Here is a 15,506-nt window from a genome sequence, read left to right as displayed (position 1 = left end):
CCGCCGCTGTGGCAGATTAGCTGCGGCGGGTCTCCCTCAGAACCTGCCTGGCCGGCGCCCCACCGGCACTCGCGCAAGCGAGAGGCGCCGGCCTTTGCCCCCTACTCGGCTGCGATGCGCAGCCGCCCGCTTTCGTCGGACAGCGCCGCGGCAAGGCGCGGACGCAGCCGATCGGACAGCACGCGGACATAGGGCTCCAGCACCATGCTGTCGTGGTCGCCCGCCACCTCCTGCACTTCGAGTTCGGCCACGTATGGCGTCCAGCCATTGTCGTCGAGCGCGACGTTGCGACCCTCCTGGAGGCGCCGACCGCCGCTCAACCTGTAAAGGATGTTGAGCCTGGGCCTGAGCAGCAGCAGCTTGCCGGGATAGGGCTTGAGGTCGTAGCGGAGCAGCGCCGCGCGGAACGCCGCCTCGATCCTGGCATTCTGGAACTGCCTGCCCGCGTTTTCCGCCTCCGCGGCTTCGCGCTTGTCGCGCATTTCGGCCTGCCAGCGCCGGCGGTCGCGGATCCAGCCGGTGACGAAGGACAGCTTGTGGCGGCGCAGGTCCTGCAGCTTCATCTGCAACCGGTCGAAGGCGCTGAGCCGCGGCTGGGTCGGCAGCGGCGTGTCGAGCATGGCGACGAGCGCCACCTCCTCGCCCTCGGCGCGCAGCTGCTGCGCCATCTCGTAGGCGGCGAGCCCGCCGCCCGAGAATCCGGCCAGCAGATAGGGACCGCGGGGCTGGACCTTGCGGACTTCGGCGAGGTAGTCGCGCGCCATCTCCTCGAAGGTCGCGTGCGGTTCCTGGTCGCCATAGAGGCCGCGCGCCTGGAGCCCGTAGACCGGCCGGTCGACGCCGAGCCGCATGGCGAGCTGGCGCAGGTTGAGCACGTTGCCGAACATGCCGGCGCAGATGAAGACCGGCGGTGCCGACGGGTTCGTGCCCGCGCTCATCGCCACCAGATGCAGATGCTTTTCCGCAGGCGGCGAGACCTGGGAAGGTCCGGAGCCGCTGCCCTCGCCGGACGGCAGGTGGCTCGCGATCAGCTGCGCGCAGCCGGCGATGGTCGGCGCCTCGAACAGCACCGATATCGGCAGGTCGACGGCGTACTGCTTCTTGATCATGCGGAACAGGCGCACGGCGATCAGCGAATGGCCGCCGATGTCGAAGAAGCTGTCGTCGACGCCGATCCGGTCGACGCCGAGCAGTTCGCTCCAGAAACCGGCGAGCGTGCGTTCGATGTCGTTGCGCGGGGCGACATAGTCGCTGTCGAGCTCCGGCCGCTCGAACTGGTCACCGCCCTGCGGCGCGGCCACGGCCGGCACGGCAGCGCGCCGGCGCAAGGCTTCGAGATCCATCGAGCTTACGATCGGCTGCGACTGGCCGGTCGCCAGCGCGCGCCGGAGCGCCTCGAAACCCTCGCCGGGAAGAATGCCCTGGCTCACCTGGGCGGCAAGCTGCAGCGCGGCGGGCGACTGGCGATGGTCGTCGGCGGCGGCGGCGTTCCCCGCCGTACGCGGCGCCACGAGACCGAGGTCGCTGTCGAGACGCTTCATCACGAAACGCTGGATTTCGAGGAGGACCTGACCGGAGGCGTCGGCGATCGAGACATCGAAGGCGACATAGCCCTTGCCGTATTCGAAGCCGCGGCACAGCCGGACCCAGCTGGAAACGCGGTCCGGCAGCGGCCCGTGGACGGCGATCCGGCCATAAGACATCGGCGCCCATAGGACCGAGCCGTCATATTCGGGGTCGAGGCGCATGGCGAAGCCGGTGGCGATGTCGAGCAGCGCCGGATGGAGCAGCGTGGCATCGCCGCGATAGGCTTGCGGCAAAGCGAGTTCGGCAAAGGCCTCCGCGCGGCCGAAGGCGACGGAGCGGAGCACCTGCCAGCGCGGGCCGAAGCGCACATGCGGGGCCTGCACCGATGGCAGCGCATCCGCCCCTTCGGCGCGTTCGGCGACGACGCAGCGCCCGGCGGCTTCGGCCATCTCGGAACCGCTACGAACGGACTTCGGCAGCCCGCGCACGAAAGCCTCGGCAAAGGTCTCGAAGGACGCATCGCCCGCCTGCGAAGCCGTGACCTCGATGCGATGGCCGTCCGCCTCGGGCGTCATGCGGACGCGGATGGTGCTGGTGGCGCCGTCCTTCACGACCAGCGGCCGCAGGAAGACCAGGTCTTCGATCGAAGCGCGTGCGTCCAATCCGTATTCGCCGAGCGCCTGGGCGATGAGCTCGACATAGCCGGTTCCGGGCAGGACCGGCTCGCCCGAAACCATGCGGTGCTCGTCGAGCAGCCAGTGGGTGGCCGGGCCGATCAGGGCCTCGAGCCAGGGCGTGCCCTCGGCATCCTCGACCCAGGACCGGAAGAACGGCCCGCGGGCCGCATCCATCCGGGGCTCGTCGCTCGCCGCCAGGCCAGAACGTCCGACCGCGCGGGCGGCGAGCCCGACCTCGTTCCAGATGCCCCAGTGGACGGCGACGGTCCTGCGGCCGGTATCCCCGGCGCGGCTCTCGGCGTAGGCGTTGAGATAGGCGTTGGCGGCGACATAGTCGACCTGGCCGGCGGGGGCGGTGTCGGTGCTGGTCGAGGAGAACAGCACGAAGAGATCGAGCGGCACGTCGCGGAAGACGCGGTCGAGGACCGCCGTGCCGTGCAGCTTGGGCGCGAGCACCGCTTCCATGGCGTCGATCGACTTGAGCTGCAGCAGGTCGTCGTCGACCACGCCGGCGGTGTGGATGACGCCGTTGATCTCGCCGAATTCGGCGCGGGTCGCCGCAACCACCGCCGCCATCTGCTCGGGGTTGCCGACGTCGGCCGCCGTATAGGCGACCTTGTGGCCGGCAGCTTCCAGCGCAACGATGCGCTCCATGGCCTGCCGCAGGCGGTCGGAGCGCGCGCGGGTGCGCATGATCAGGGGCCATTGGCCGCGGGGCGGAAGCGGGCTGCGCCCGACCAGCATGACGCGGGCGTCGAACTCGTCGGCGAGGCCCTGCGCCATCACCTGCGCCAGGTCGCCGAGGCCGCCGGTGACGATGTAGACGCCCTGGCGGCGGAAGCCCTGGCGGCCCTCGCCGGCCGGGGCAAGCGGCAGCCTGCCATAGCCACGTGTCCAGCGTCGGCCGTCGCGATAGGCGACGACCTCTGATGCCGGCGCGGCGAACAGGTCGTCGCGCAGCTGCGCATGGATCTGCGCCATCGCCGCCGGCCCTTGCGCTGCGGTGCGGCGGAACGGGCCGCGCGCGGCTTCGGCGCGGGGCAATTGCAGGTCGATCAGGCGAACGCTCGTGCCCGGCATCTCCTTGGGGATGACGAGCCCGGGGCCGAGCACCGTAGCCTTCTCCGGATAGGGCAGAGGCTCGTCGCCGACGCGCTGCATGCCGTTGCTGACGACGGTCAGCTGCAAGTCGCTCGCGCCGGCGTCGCCGAGCGCCTGGGCGAGATGGACGAGGCTGTAGAAGCCCTGTTCCTGGTTGCGGTTGAAGAAGCTCGAGCCCGGCCGATGGCTCTCGTCGGCGGTGACGAGCCAAAGATGCAGGATTCGCTGCGGCAGCGCGCCCTCGGCGGCGATTGCCGCGAGCAGCGCATCGTAGCCGGCGCGGCCGTCCTCGGGGCAGACCGAATAGGCGTCCGTCGATTTGCGCGCGAAAGTGTCACCGACCTCGACGGTGGCCACCCGGTGGCCGCCGGCGCGCAGGCTCTCGACCAGCGGCCGGCCGAAGCCTGCCCGGTCGAGGAAGACGAGAAAGGAGGTCGGCTCCGCGCCCGCGTCGATCTCGACGTCGGCGACCGACTGGCGCCATGTCGGCCTGAAGCCCCAGTCGGCCATGTCGGGCAGCTTGCGCAGCACTTGCTCGGTCGCCTCGGCCGAGGCAGCGGCACCGGGCTCGATGAAATAGCGCTGGTGCTGGAACGGATAGGTGGGCAGCGACACGCGGCGGGCGCCGGTGCCCTCCCATAGACGCTCGAGCGGCACGTCCAGCCCCACCGCCCAGGCGCGGCCGAGTGCGGCGAGCAGGTGGACGCGGTCGTCGCTGTCGTCCTCCGCATGCGGCAGGCTGTTGATCACCTGGTTCGCAGCAATGGAGGGCTGCAGCTTGACCAGCGACGACAGCGCCCGGCCCGGCCCGACCTCGACGAAGACGCGGCCGGGCTCGCTCGCCAGAAGACCCATGCCCTTGCCGAATTGCACGGTGGAGCGCAGGTGGCGGACCCAGTAGAGCGGATCGCGGGCGTCCATCTCCGACAGCCAGGTGCCGGTGAGGTTGGAGACGATGGGAATCGACGGCGCGTTCAGCCGGATTCCGCGCAGGAAAACCTCGAAGCGGCCGAGGATCGGCTCGAGCATGCGCGAATGGGCGGCGATGTCGATGGCGATGCGCGAGGCGTCGATGCCCCGCTCGCGCAGCGCCGCCCGGAAGCCGTCGAGGTCCTCGTTGCGCCCCGAGACGACGCAGAGTTCGGGCGCGTTGACCGAGGCGAGATCGAGTTCCGGCGGCATGATCTCGGCGAGGGCGGCGGCCGACAGGGGCACGCTCAGCATGCCGCCCGGCTCGACCGTGTCGAACAGTTCGCCGCGCAGGCGGACGAGGTTGACCGCGTCACGCAAGCTGATGACCCCGGCGATGCAGGCGGCCGCGTTCTCGCCCATCGAATGGCCGATGAGGGCAGACGGCTTGACGCCGCGATCGATCCACCAGCGGGCGACGGCCACCTCCACGATCAGAATCGCCGGCAACTGCACCGAGGGCCGCAGGAAGGCGGCCTCCGCCTCGGCGCGGTCGGTGCCCCGGTCGAGCCAGACGCGGCGGATCTCCGCCGCCGCGGCAGGATCGAGATAGGAAATGCCCTCGTCGACGGTCGCGCGGAACCGCTGGTCGCCGTCGTAGAGCGCGCGGGCCATGCCGACATGCTGGGCGCCGCCGCCGGGGAACAGGAAGACCGGGCCGGAGGCATTGTCGAGCGCCGAATGGGTGAAGCCGCGCTTGCTCTCGGGATCGGAGAGGACCGCGACGGCGTCGGCGCGGTCGCGCACGGCGACGACGCGGCGATGCTCGAAATGCCTGCGGCCGGCAAGAAGGGTGTAGGCGGCGTCGCCCAGGCCGAGATCGGGCCGGCGGACCATTTCAGCGCCGAGCCGCACGGTCGCCTGGTCGAGCGCCTTGCGGCTCCTGGCGGCAAAGACCAGGAGCTGCGGCGCGTCCTCGGCGGCGGCGCGGCCGGCGGACAGCGCCGGCGCCTGCTCGATGATGGCGTGCGCATTGGTGCCGCCGACGCCGAGCGAATTGACGGCGGCGCGGCGCGGGCCCGGCGTATGCGGCCACGGCGTCAGCCGGTCGTTGACGATGAACGGGCTGCGCTCGAAGGCGATGGCCGGGTTCGGCTTCTCGAAACCCAGCGTCGGCGGGATTTCGCCGTGCTTCACCGCGAGCGAGGCCTTGATCAGGCTGACGACGCCGGCGGCCGTGTCGAGATGGCCGATGTTCGATTTGACCGAGCCGACGCGGCAGAAGCCGGTCCGGTCGGTGCCCTGGCGGAACGCCTGCGTCAGCGCCTCGATCTCGATCGGGTCGCCGAGATAGGTGCCGGTGCCGTGGCACTCGACATACTGGATCGAGCCGGCGTCGACGCCGGCCAGGCCCTGCGCCTCGATGATCGCCTCGGCCTGGCCGTTGACGCTGGGCGCGAGATAGCCGGCCTTGCCGGCGCCGTCGTTGTTGACGGCCGTGCCCTTGATCACGGCGTGGACGATGTCGCCGTCGGCGATCGCGTCGGAGAGGCGACGCAGCACGACCACGCCGACGCCGCTGCCGAAGACGGTGCCGGCGGCCCGGTGGTCGAAAGCGCGGCAACGGCCGTCGGGCGAAAGGATCTCGCCCTCCTGGTACATGTAGCCGCGGCGGTGCGGCAGGTCGATCGTGACGCCGCCGGCCAGCGCCATCTCGCACTCGCCGGCAAGCAGGCTCTGGCAGGCCGAATGCACCGCCACCAGCGAGGTGGAGCAGGCGGTCTGGATGTTGACGCTCGGTCCGCGCAGGTCGAAGGCGAAGGAGGCGCGGGTGGCGAGGAAATCCTTGTCGTTGCCGGTGTGCCTGAGCAGGAACATGCCGACCTGGTCGACCAGCTGGCGGTTGCTGCAGACGTTGAAGTAGAAGTAGCTGCCCATGCCGCAGCCGGCGAAGACGCCGACCGGGCCGCCGCTGGAATCGGGCGTGCGGCCGGCATCCTCCATCGCCTCCCAGGCGCATTCCAGGAACTGGCGGTGCTGCGGGTCCATGATCGCCGCCTCCTTCGGGCTCAGCCCGAAGAACTCGGCGTCGAACATTTCCATGGCCGGGAGCTCGGCGGTGCGGCGCACGTAGTTGGGATGGTGGATGCGGCCCGGCTGCTCACCCGCCGCCAGCAGTTCCTCTTCCGTGAGATCGCGGATAGATTCGACGCCGTCGCGCAGATTGGCCCAGAATTGGCCGACATCGCGCGCGCCGGGAACGCGCAGCGCCATGCCAACGATGGCGATGTCGTTCGGGGAGAACTGGTCGGGACTATCGGTCATGGCTTGTACCTGCTGCAGGCGCCATCCGTCGCGGTCCAGGAATCTTCGAGGCGCAGGACGCGCCCCGCAGCCTTACCACCCCACTTAGCGCCCCATGTGCTTCGTATCGCCGGGAAAATTGAACATGCCGTTAAACGGCGCCGGAAATCCCGTCCGATGGTGCAGAGCAAGGACTATGGGCAGGACCCAAAGCAACTGACTTAACCAGCTGTTACGATGCTGATGATAATTCCAGGCACCATCATAACGTTCATTTACGCTGGCCAGTATAAGAGCCACTGCATTCGGGGCAAGCACAGGGGCGGTCTCACGACATGGTTAACGGACACTTCGATTGCGTCTTGATCGGCGACGAGTCGCTTCTGGTGCAATGCGCCGAGACTTTGCGGGGCCGCGGACACCGAATCTGCGCGATCGTGACCGAGAGCCCCAGCATCCGCGGCTATGCCGAACGCAGCGGCATACATTCGACCGGCTGGGGAGAGGACCTTGCGCGCCAGCTTGACGGCACCGGCTACGACTGGCTGTTCAGCGCCGCCAACCTCAGGCTCATTCCCGAATCGGTGTGGCGCAAGGCAAGGATGGGCGCGGCCAATTTCCACGACGGCCCCCTGCCCCGCTATGCCGGACTGAACGCGCCGGCCTGGGCGATCCTCAACGGCGAGGAGACGCATGGCGTGACCTGGCATGCGCTGGCCTCCGGCGTCGACCAGGGCGCAATCTACGTGCAGCGGATGTTCGACATCGCACCGGACGAGACCGCGCTGATGCTCAACACCAAGTGCTTCGAGGCGGGGATTGGCAGTTTCGCCGAACTGCTCGACGGTATCGAGCGCGGAACGCTCGCCGGACGTCCGCAGGACCTCGCCGGACGCAGCTATTTCGGCAGGAAGCAGCGCCCCGAAGCTGCTGGAACGCTTCGCTTCGACCAGCCGGCCCACAGCCTCGAACGGCTGGTGCGAGCGCTCGACTTCGGCGCCGGATACGCCAATCCGCTGGTCACGCCGAAACTGCGCGCCGAAAGCGGCCTCTACGCCGTGAGCGGGCTGACCGTCACCGGCGATGCCCCGCACGGCGCGCCGGGCACGGTGATGTCGGTCTCGCCGGAAGGCGCGGTGATCGCGGCGGCGGACGCTGCGGTGCTGGTCGAGGCGTCGCGCATCGGCGACGGCGAGCCGCTGTGGACGGCGTTGCGGCCGGGCATGGTGCTGCCCGGCATGGACGAGGCTTTTTCGCGCGAGCTGACCGGGGCAGTGGCAGAGGCCGCGGGCCACGAGGCGGAAGCGCAGGCGGCGATCGCCGCGGCGCAGGACATCGACCTCCTCGACATCAAGCCATGGACGGCGGGCCAGGCGGCGGATGTCGCGACGATTCCGCTCGACCTGCCGCGCACGCTCGACCGCGACGCGAGGATAGCGGCCGTCGCCGCCTTCGTGCTCCGCCTCGCAGGCCAGGCCGAGGCGTCGCTGGCCTTTTCCAGCCAGGCGGCCAGGGCGCACGCCGCCGCCTTCCCGGGCTATTTTTCCGATATATCGCCGCTGAACCTCAAGGCTGCCGACGACGTGAGCCTGGGCGCTTTCAAAAGCCAGGTGGCCGACGCCATCGCCGCCGCGCGTGACCGCGGGGCCTGGCTGTCGGACCTGACGCGCCGCGTCCCCGGCCTCAAGGAACCGCGGCTGACGATCGGGCTGGTCGAAGGCCCCGGCGAACGGGACGCGCTGCCCGCGGGCTGCGCGCTGGCCTTCGCCCTCGGCGAAGACGCGGATACCGATGCCCTGCAGTTCGACCGGGCGCGGATGAGCGAGGCGCAGGCGCGCGACATCGCCCTGCGTCTCTCGGTGCTCGCCAGGGCCTTCGCGGAAGGCAGCGGCACCTTGGCCGAGCTGCCGCTGATGACCAAGGACGAGCAGCATCGCGTGCTGCACGCATGGAACGACACGGCCCGCGACTATGACCGCGGCGCCCTGATGCACCGGCTGGTGGAGCGGCAGGTCGACCGGACGCCGGACGCGGTGGTGGTGGCCGCGGGCGAGGACCAGCTGACCTATCGCCAGCTCGACGAGCAGGCCAACACCGTCGCCCATGCGCTGATCGCCCTCGGCGTCGGCCCGGACACCATGGTCGGTCTCAACGTATCGCGCTCGGTCGAACTCGTCGTCGGCGCGCTCGCCATCCAGAAGGCGGGCGGCGCCTATGTGCCGCTCGATCCGATGTTCCCCGGCGACCGGCTGGCGCTGATGGTCGAGGACAGTGCCGCGCCGATCGTGCTGACCGAGCGCGCGCTCAAGGGCGCGCTGCCGGTCCACACCGCCAGGCTGGTCTGCATCGAGGATCTTTTGGAAGCCGGCGGGCGCACGGACAGACCGGCAAGCCCGGCGACGTCCGGCAACCTGGCCTACGTGATCTACACCTCGGGCTCGACCGGGCGCCCGAAGGGCGTGATGATCGAGCACCGCAACGTGGCGAACTTCTTCGCCGGCATGGACGAGCGCGTCACCGTGCCGGAAAGCGGCCAGCCGGTGTGGCTGGCGGTGACCAGCCTGTCCTTCGACATCTCGGTGCTGGAGCTGTTCTGGACGCTGACGCGCGGCTTCAAGGTCGTGATCCATTCGAGCGAGGTCAAGGCCCACAAGGGGCGCGGGGCGGCTCGGGACAAGCAGCTCGACTTCAGCCTGTTCTACTGGGGCAACGACGACGGCGCCGGCCCCGCCAAGTACCGGCTGCTGCTCGAGGGCGCCAAGTTCGCCGACACGCACGGCTTCCAGGCGCTGTGGACGCCAGAGCGCCACTTCCACGCTTTCGGCGGCCCCTATCCGAACCCTTCGGTGACCGGCGCGGCCGTCGCCGCGGTGACGCGCAACCTGTCGATCCGCGCCGGCAGCTGCGTGCTGCCGCTGCACCATCCGGCCCGCGTCGCCGAGGAATGGGCCGTGCTCGACAACATCAGCAACGGCCGCGTCGGGCTCGCCTTCGCCTCGGGCTGGATGCCGGAGGACTTCGTGCTGCGGCCGGAGAACGCGCCGCCGCACAACAAGTCGGCGATGCTGCGCGACATCGAGACGGTGCGGAAGCTGTGGCGCGGCGAGAAGGTCGAATTCGATTTCGGCAGCGGCAAGGTCGGCGTCGTCACGCAGCCGCGGCCGGTGCAGAAGGAACTGCCCGTGTGGGTGACCACGGCCGGCAATCCGGAAACCTACCGCGAGGCCGCCCGGCTCGGCGCCAACGTGCTCACCCACCTGCTCGGCCAGTCGGTCGACGAGCTCGCCGACAAGATCCGCATCTACAGGCAGGCGCTGGTGGAAGCCGGACGCAACCCGGCCGACCACAAGGTTACGCTGATGCTGCACACGCTTGTCGGCGCCGACCGCGAGGAGGTGCGCCGGCAGGCGCGCGAGCCGATGAAGGACTATCTGCGCAGCGCCGCAGCCCTCATCAAGCAGTATGCCTGGGCCTTCCCGGCGTTCAAGAAGCCGCAGGGCGTGGCGCAGCCGATGGACATCGACCTGCAGTCGCTGGCGGCCGACGAACTCGACGCGATCCTCGAATTTGCCTTCCTGCGCTACTTCGAGGACAGCGGCCTCTTCGGCACAGTCGAGGACGCGCTGCACCGCATCGAACAGGTGGCAGCCATCGGCGTCGACGAGGTGGCCTGCCTGATCGACTTCGGCGTGGCGAGCGAACTGGTGCTCGAGCGGCTGGTGCCGCTGGCCGACGTGGTGGCGCGGTCGCGTGCGACCGTTTCGCACGAGGCGGCCGATGGCGGCAGCCTTGCCGAGGAGATCGAACGCCACGGCGTGACGCACCTGCAGTGCACGCCCTCGATGGCGCGCATGTTCCTGATGAACGACGACGACCGGCGCGCGCTGGCCAGGGTGCGACACCTGTTCATCGGCGGCGAGGCCTTGCCGTCGTCGCTGCTTGCGGACCTGCGCAAGACGACCGCGGCGAGCGTCGAGAACATGTACGGACCGACGGAGACGACGATCTGGTCGTCGACAACGCCCGCCAATGTGGGCGAAGGGGTGGTGCCGCTGGGCAAGCCCATCGCCAACACCCAGCTCTACGTCCTCGACGCCGCGCAACGCCCGGTTCCGCCCGGCACTCAGGGCGAACTCTATATCGGCGGCGACGGGGTGGCGCGCGGCTACCACAACCGGCCGGACCTCACCGCCGAGCGCTTCCTGGCCAACCTCTTCGCCGGCGGCCGGTTCTACCGGACAGGCGACCTGGCGCGCTTCACCGCGGACGGGACGCTGCAGTTCCTCGGCCGCGCCGACCACCAGGTGAAGGTGCGCGGCTACCGCATCGAACTCGGCGAGATCGAGGAGCGCATCGCGGCCTTCCCCGGCATCGCCGAGGTCGTGGTGATGGCACGCGAGGACCGAAAGGACGACGTGCGCCTCGTCGCCTATCTGCGCCAGACGGGCGGCCGGATCGACGAGGATGCGCTCAGGCAGGCGCTTGCCAGGACGCTGCCGGACTACATGGTGCCGGTCCACTTCGTCACCCTGGAGGCATTTCCGCTGACGCCCAACGCCAAGGTCGACCGCAAGGCGCTGCCGAAGCCGGACGCGGTCGCCGCGCCGGCCATCGCTGCCGCCTATGTCGAGCCGACGGACACTGTTGAGCGCGCCATCGCCGACACCTTCCGCCGCATCCTCGGCATAGAGAGGGTCGGCCTGTCGGACAGCTTCTTCGCACTCGGCGGGCATTCCCTGCTCGCGGTACAGGCGCATCGCGAACTGAAGGCGGGCATCGCCCCGGACATGCTCATCACCGACCTGTTCCGCTTCCCGACGGTGAAGGCGCTGTCCGAGCATCTTGCGCAGGGCGGCAAGGCGGACGACCGGCTGAGCAAGGTGGCGGACCGCGCCGCCATGCGCAGGGCGGCACTCGGCGACAGGCGGGCGGCACTGATGCGGCCGCGCGGCACGGGATGAGCGTGGCGCTCGCCCGGCTGTTCGAACCGGACGTCGCGGTCGCCCAGGGCGACCCGCGCGGCGACTGGGGCGCGCCTTTGCCCGGCGAGGAGGAAGCGATCGCCAGGGCATCGGCGGCGCGGCGGCGCGAATTCATGGCGGGACGCGCTCTGGCGCGCACGGCCATGCGCGAACTCGGCCTCGCCCCGGCAGCCGTTCCGGCCGGCGGCGACCGCGCACCTGCCTGGCCGGCGGGCACGACGGGCAGCATCAGCCATTGCGCCGACTGGTGCGTGGCGGCGGTCGCCCGCAGCGCCGACGGCTACCTGTCGGTCGGCCTCGACATCGAGCCGGCCCTGCCGCTCGACGCCGGACTGGTCGAGGAGATCTGCACGGCGGACGAGCGCGCATGGCTGGCCGCCCAGCCCGCAGGGCGCCGCGGCCTGCTGGCGCGCGCCGTCTTCAGCGCCAAGGAATGCGCCTATAAATGCCAGTACCCGCTCTCGGGCAAGCTGTTCGGGTTCGACGCGATGTCCGTGCGCCTCGACCTTGCCTCCGGAACGTTCGTCGCCCGCTTCGAGGCCGATGCCGGGCCGTTTTCGAGAGGCGAACAACTGGCCGGCCGCATGGCGATCGGACGCGACCATGTCGTCACGGCAATGACGCTCAAGCACGCCGGCGGGTGCCGGCAGGGGGCGGCCGGCCTGGCTGCGCAGCATGCGTGACCGGCGTCTGGCCCGCCACGGCATAGCCGGCGTGCTTTTTGCCGCGCTCAGCTTCGGCATGACCGCAAAGGCCGTCGCACCCGCCCTCGGCACGGCGCCCGTGGTGGCTGCGGATGCGGGGCAGTTCTTCGTCTCGGGGCACAGCCTCACCGACCGGCCCTTCCCCGACATGCTGGAGGCGATCGCGGCCGCGAGCGGCCGACGCCTCACCTGGGAACGGCAGCACATCGGCGGCTCGTCGATCCGGCAGCGGACGCTGGGGCCGGACGGCAGTCCGCCCGGCTCGGGCTACGGCGCGGGGGTCGGCCGCGACGGCAAGCCGATCGACGTGATCGCCGAATTGGCAGTGCGCCGCTACGACGTGCTCATCGTCACCGAATGGCACAGGGTGCTCGACGCGATGCTGAGCGAAGGCACCGCGACCTACATGGGCGAGCTGCAGGACAGGTTCATGGCCGGCAATCCGCGCGGCATGAGCTATTTCCTCGCGCCCTGGGCGGACCTCTCCGACCTTACCGCCCCCGGCGACTGGATCGACTACGAGCGCGCCGCCTCGCCGGTCTGGCAATGCCTGGTGGAAGGCATCAACCGCAAGCTGGCCGGGCAAGACCGGCAGGATCGCATCCGCTTCATCCCGGCGTCGCTGGCGCTCGCCGAACTGGTCGCGCGCCTCACCTCCGCCCAGCCGGTCGCGGGCTTCGAGGGGCTGGCCGCGGAGGGCGTGACGGCCGCATTGTTCACCGATCGCGTGCACCTGACCGAGCTCGGCAACTACTTCGTCGCCGTGGCCGCCTATGCGACGGTTTTCGGCAACGAGGCGGCCACGGCGCCAGTGCCGGCTGCGCTCGACCAGGCCCGCGCGGAAAGCCTGAGATCCATTGCGCTGGAGCTCGTCGCCCAGTGGCGGGTACGGCAGGCATTCGGCCCCGACGGCGGATGCGAGGGCGTGCCGGCACGCTTCGTCATCGCCTACACCGGCTACATGGAACGCACCTACACCCGGCCGGAGCGGGGATATGTCGTGGCCCGGGCGAAGCGCATCCGCGACACCGTTCGGCTGATATGGTCGCTGCGGCGCGGGGTGCCGGGGCTCGAGCCGGCGGAGGCGGGCTGAGCGGCCCCGTATCTTTTCGGGATCAGTCCGGGCGCCGCCGGTCGGTGCGGATCCAGGTGCCGACCCGCGAGCCGAGCGCCAGGCGGGGATAGAGGGCAAGCTTGCGCAGCACATAGGGGAACACGCGCAACAGCGACATCGGCGGCAGCACCTGGCGTCCGAACGCTGTCCAGGCGACCAGCGCCGAGAGCCCGAACAGGGCGAGGCAGAGCAACGAAACGGCCAGCGCGAACGGGGCGAGCGACAGGTCATAGGTTGCAAGCGCGGTCACGACGAAGGCCGCAGCGAGGAGCAGCACAAGCAGGGTAATCGGCGGCACCAGCACGTCGAGCACGAGCGCTGCGGCGCCCGTGTTTCCGGACCGGACCGCGGCGGGCAGAGACCGCAGTGCCTGGGCGATCATGCCGAGATGCCCCTCCTCCCAGCGGCGGCGCTGCGACGACGCACCCACCTGCGAAAAGGGAAAATGGCTGTCGATGCGGGCGTCCTCGCAGAACGCAGCGCCCCTGCCGGCGAGCGCCAGGTCGAGCCCGAGCTTCATGTCCTCGACGAGGCTGGCATGGGCGAGGTGGGCGTCGCGGATGACCACCCAGGGGAAGGCCATGCCCGAGCCGGTGAGATGGCAGGGGAAGCCGAGCCGGTGCAGGCCCGCCGCCCGGACCCTGTTCTTGACCAGGAAGGCGAACTCGGCGACCTGCAGGTTGAGCCCCGCGCCTGCCGGCGCCGACATCAGGTAGAGGCCCTGCGCGGGGCGCTGGGTCGCGGAGGCGCGCGCGACGAGACGGTCGATGCAGCCGGGCCGGAGGCTGCAGTCGGCGTCGACGATCACCACCACTTCGGGCGGCGCCGCGGCGAGGTGGCGGACGCCGAAATCGAGCGCGAAACCCTTGCCGCGCCGCGACGGGTCCTGGCGCTCGATCACTTCCGCGCCGGCCTCGCGGGCGAGCCTCGCCGTGTCGTCGGCGCAATTGTCGGCGACGACGAGCAGCCGGTCGCCCGGCCGCAGCTGCCCGCGCAGGCCGCGTACCGTCGCGGCGATGCCCTCGGCCTCGTCATGAGCCGGCACGAGAATTGCGGCCGAGGGGCGGACCGAGGGTAACGGCGCAGGTTGGCGCCGACCCCGGCTTACGGCCGAAAATATCTCCACGGCGAAGACCAGAACCGGAATCAGCAACGCCAGATTGGCCAAGGACAGCAGGACAAGGATGATTTCGGTCATATTTGCTTTCACGTCGCGGGCGCTCAGCCCATACTTACGCGATGGAATTTAACGATCTTCTGTGATTTGGCGATCTTGGCGGCAACCCAGGCTTGACGTTGGTGGATCGCCAATGTTGTTAGAGGGTCAAGGCTGGAAGGCGGGAGGCGCAGGCGCCAGGCCAGGCGCACCTCAGGGGTTACATCTTGGCACTCGTGCAAAGCAACGGCATCGCGAAAGACCCCGTCATCCAACGCCAGCACTTTCTCAACGTCCCGTTCGACATCATCAAGTTCGACGACGTCGTCGAGCTGATCGCGGCGACGCGCAACGCCGACGGCTTCCGCTATGTCGTGACCCCCAATGTCGACCACGTCGTCCGCCTCTCCGCCCATGCCGAGCTGAAGCCGCTCTACGAGGCGGCCTGGCTGACGCTCTGCGACAGCAAACCGCTGGTGCTGCTGGCGCGCGCCATGCCGCTGAAACTGCCGCGCGTGACCGGCGCCGACCTGACCGCCTGCCTGTTCGGCACCGTCGTCAAGGACGGTGACCACATCGCCCTGGTCGCGCCGAACGAGGCGGTCGTCGCGAGGATGCGGGCAAAGTTTCCGCGCCTCAGCATTGGTGCGCACGTTCCACCCTTCGGCGTCGGCAACAATCCGGCCGAACTCGCCAAGTGCGTCGACTTCGTGGTGCGCGAGAAGGCCGCCTTCACCTTCCTCGCCATCGGCTCGCCGCAGTCCGAAAAGATCGCCCATGCCATCGCGATGGATGGGCGGGCAGTCGGCACGGCGCTGTGCATCGGCGCTTCGCTCGAATTCATGACCGGAATGAAGCGGCGGGCGCCGCGCTGGATGAGCAGGGCCGGCATCGAGTGGGTGCACCGCCTGGCCACCGACCCGAAGCGGCTGTGGCGCCGCTATGTCTTCTCGGTGCTGCCACTGCTGCGGCTTACGCTGGCGGAGTTCCGGCAACGCAGGACCGCGCGGGTGCCCGCGTCGCGCTGATGGC

Annotated in this window: 6 protein-coding genes; 4 read left to right on the top strand and 2 right to left on the bottom strand. The window is 70.0% G+C overall.

What is annotated here, in order from left to right:
- Window positions 1-101: 101 nt before the first annotated feature.
- The gene (locus tag PV773_RS01470; protein WP_347964624.1) at window positions 102-6,539 is read right to left on the bottom strand and encodes an SDR family oxidoreductase; all 6,438 of its coding nucleotides are present in this window, start codon (window positions 6,537-6,539) and stop codon (window positions 102-104) included.
- A gap of 416 nt (window positions 6,540-6,955) precedes the next feature.
- Between PV773_RS01470 and PV773_RS01465 the strand changes: the two genes are divergently transcribed.
- The 3 genes from PV773_RS01465 to PV773_RS01455 are packed head-to-tail and all read left to right on the top strand — an operon-like array spanning window position 6,956 to window position 13,297.
- Complete coding sequence (locus PV773_RS01465) at window positions 6,956-11,479, top strand: MupA/Atu3671 family FMN-dependent luciferase-like monooxygenase (protein ID WP_347964623.1); 4,524 nt, start codon at window positions 6,956-6,958, stop codon at window positions 11,477-11,479.
- Window positions 11,476-12,183, top strand: coding sequence for a 4'-phosphopantetheinyl transferase superfamily protein (locus PV773_RS01460; RefSeq protein WP_347964622.1), 708 nt, complete (start codon window positions 11,476-11,478; stop codon window positions 12,181-12,183). Before PV773_RS01465 ends, PV773_RS01460 begins: the two co-directional genes overlap by 4 nt.
- A complete protein-coding gene (locus PV773_RS01455) occupies window positions 12,176-13,297 on the top strand; it encodes a hypothetical protein (protein ID WP_347964621.1) in 1,122 nt (373 codons plus the stop codon). Before PV773_RS01460 ends, PV773_RS01455 begins: the two co-directional genes overlap by 8 nt.
- A gap of 22 nt (window positions 13,298-13,319) precedes the next feature.
- Here PV773_RS01455 and PV773_RS01450 read toward each other — a convergent pair whose 3' ends face one another.
- Entirely contained in the window at window positions 13,320-14,516 is a 1,197-nt protein-coding gene (locus PV773_RS01450) for a glycosyltransferase family 2 protein (RefSeq protein ID WP_347964620.1), read from the bottom strand.
- Between the two features lie 194 nt (window positions 14,517-14,710).
- Here PV773_RS01450 and PV773_RS01445 point away from each other — a divergent pair, with 194 nt between their 5' ends.
- Window positions 14,711-15,502 carry a WecB/TagA/CpsF family glycosyltransferase gene (locus PV773_RS01445; RefSeq protein ID WP_347964913.1) on the top strand — a complete coding sequence of 264 codons (792 nt, stop codon included), beginning with the start codon at window positions 14,711-14,713 and terminating at the stop codon, window positions 15,500-15,502.
- Window positions 15,503-15,506 lie beyond the last annotated feature (4 nt).

It is taken from the genome of Mesorhizobium sp. CC13, from assembly GCF_039907765.1.
Lineage (GTDB): Bacteria > Pseudomonadota > Alphaproteobacteria > Rhizobiales > Rhizobiaceae > Aminobacter.
The sequence above is the reverse complement of the archived record's forward strand: the minus strand, read 5'-3'. Positions and strand labels throughout refer to the sequence as shown.

Coding starts and splice junctions, on each gene's coding strand:
- PV773_RS01455 (WP_347964621.1), top strand. CDS start 12,176: ATGCGTGACCGGCGTCTGGCCCGCCACGGCATAGCCGGCGTGCTTTTT.
- PV773_RS01450 (WP_347964620.1), bottom strand. CDS start 14,516: ATGACCGAAATCATCCTTGTCCTGCTGTCCTTGGCCAATCTGGCGTTG.
- PV773_RS01460 (WP_347964622.1), top strand. CDS start 11,476: ATGAGCGTGGCGCTCGCCCGGCTGTTCGAACCGGACGTCGCGGTCGCC.
- PV773_RS01470 (WP_347964624.1), bottom strand. CDS start 6,539: ATGACCGATAGTCCCGACCAGTTCTCCCCGAACGACATCGCCATCGTT.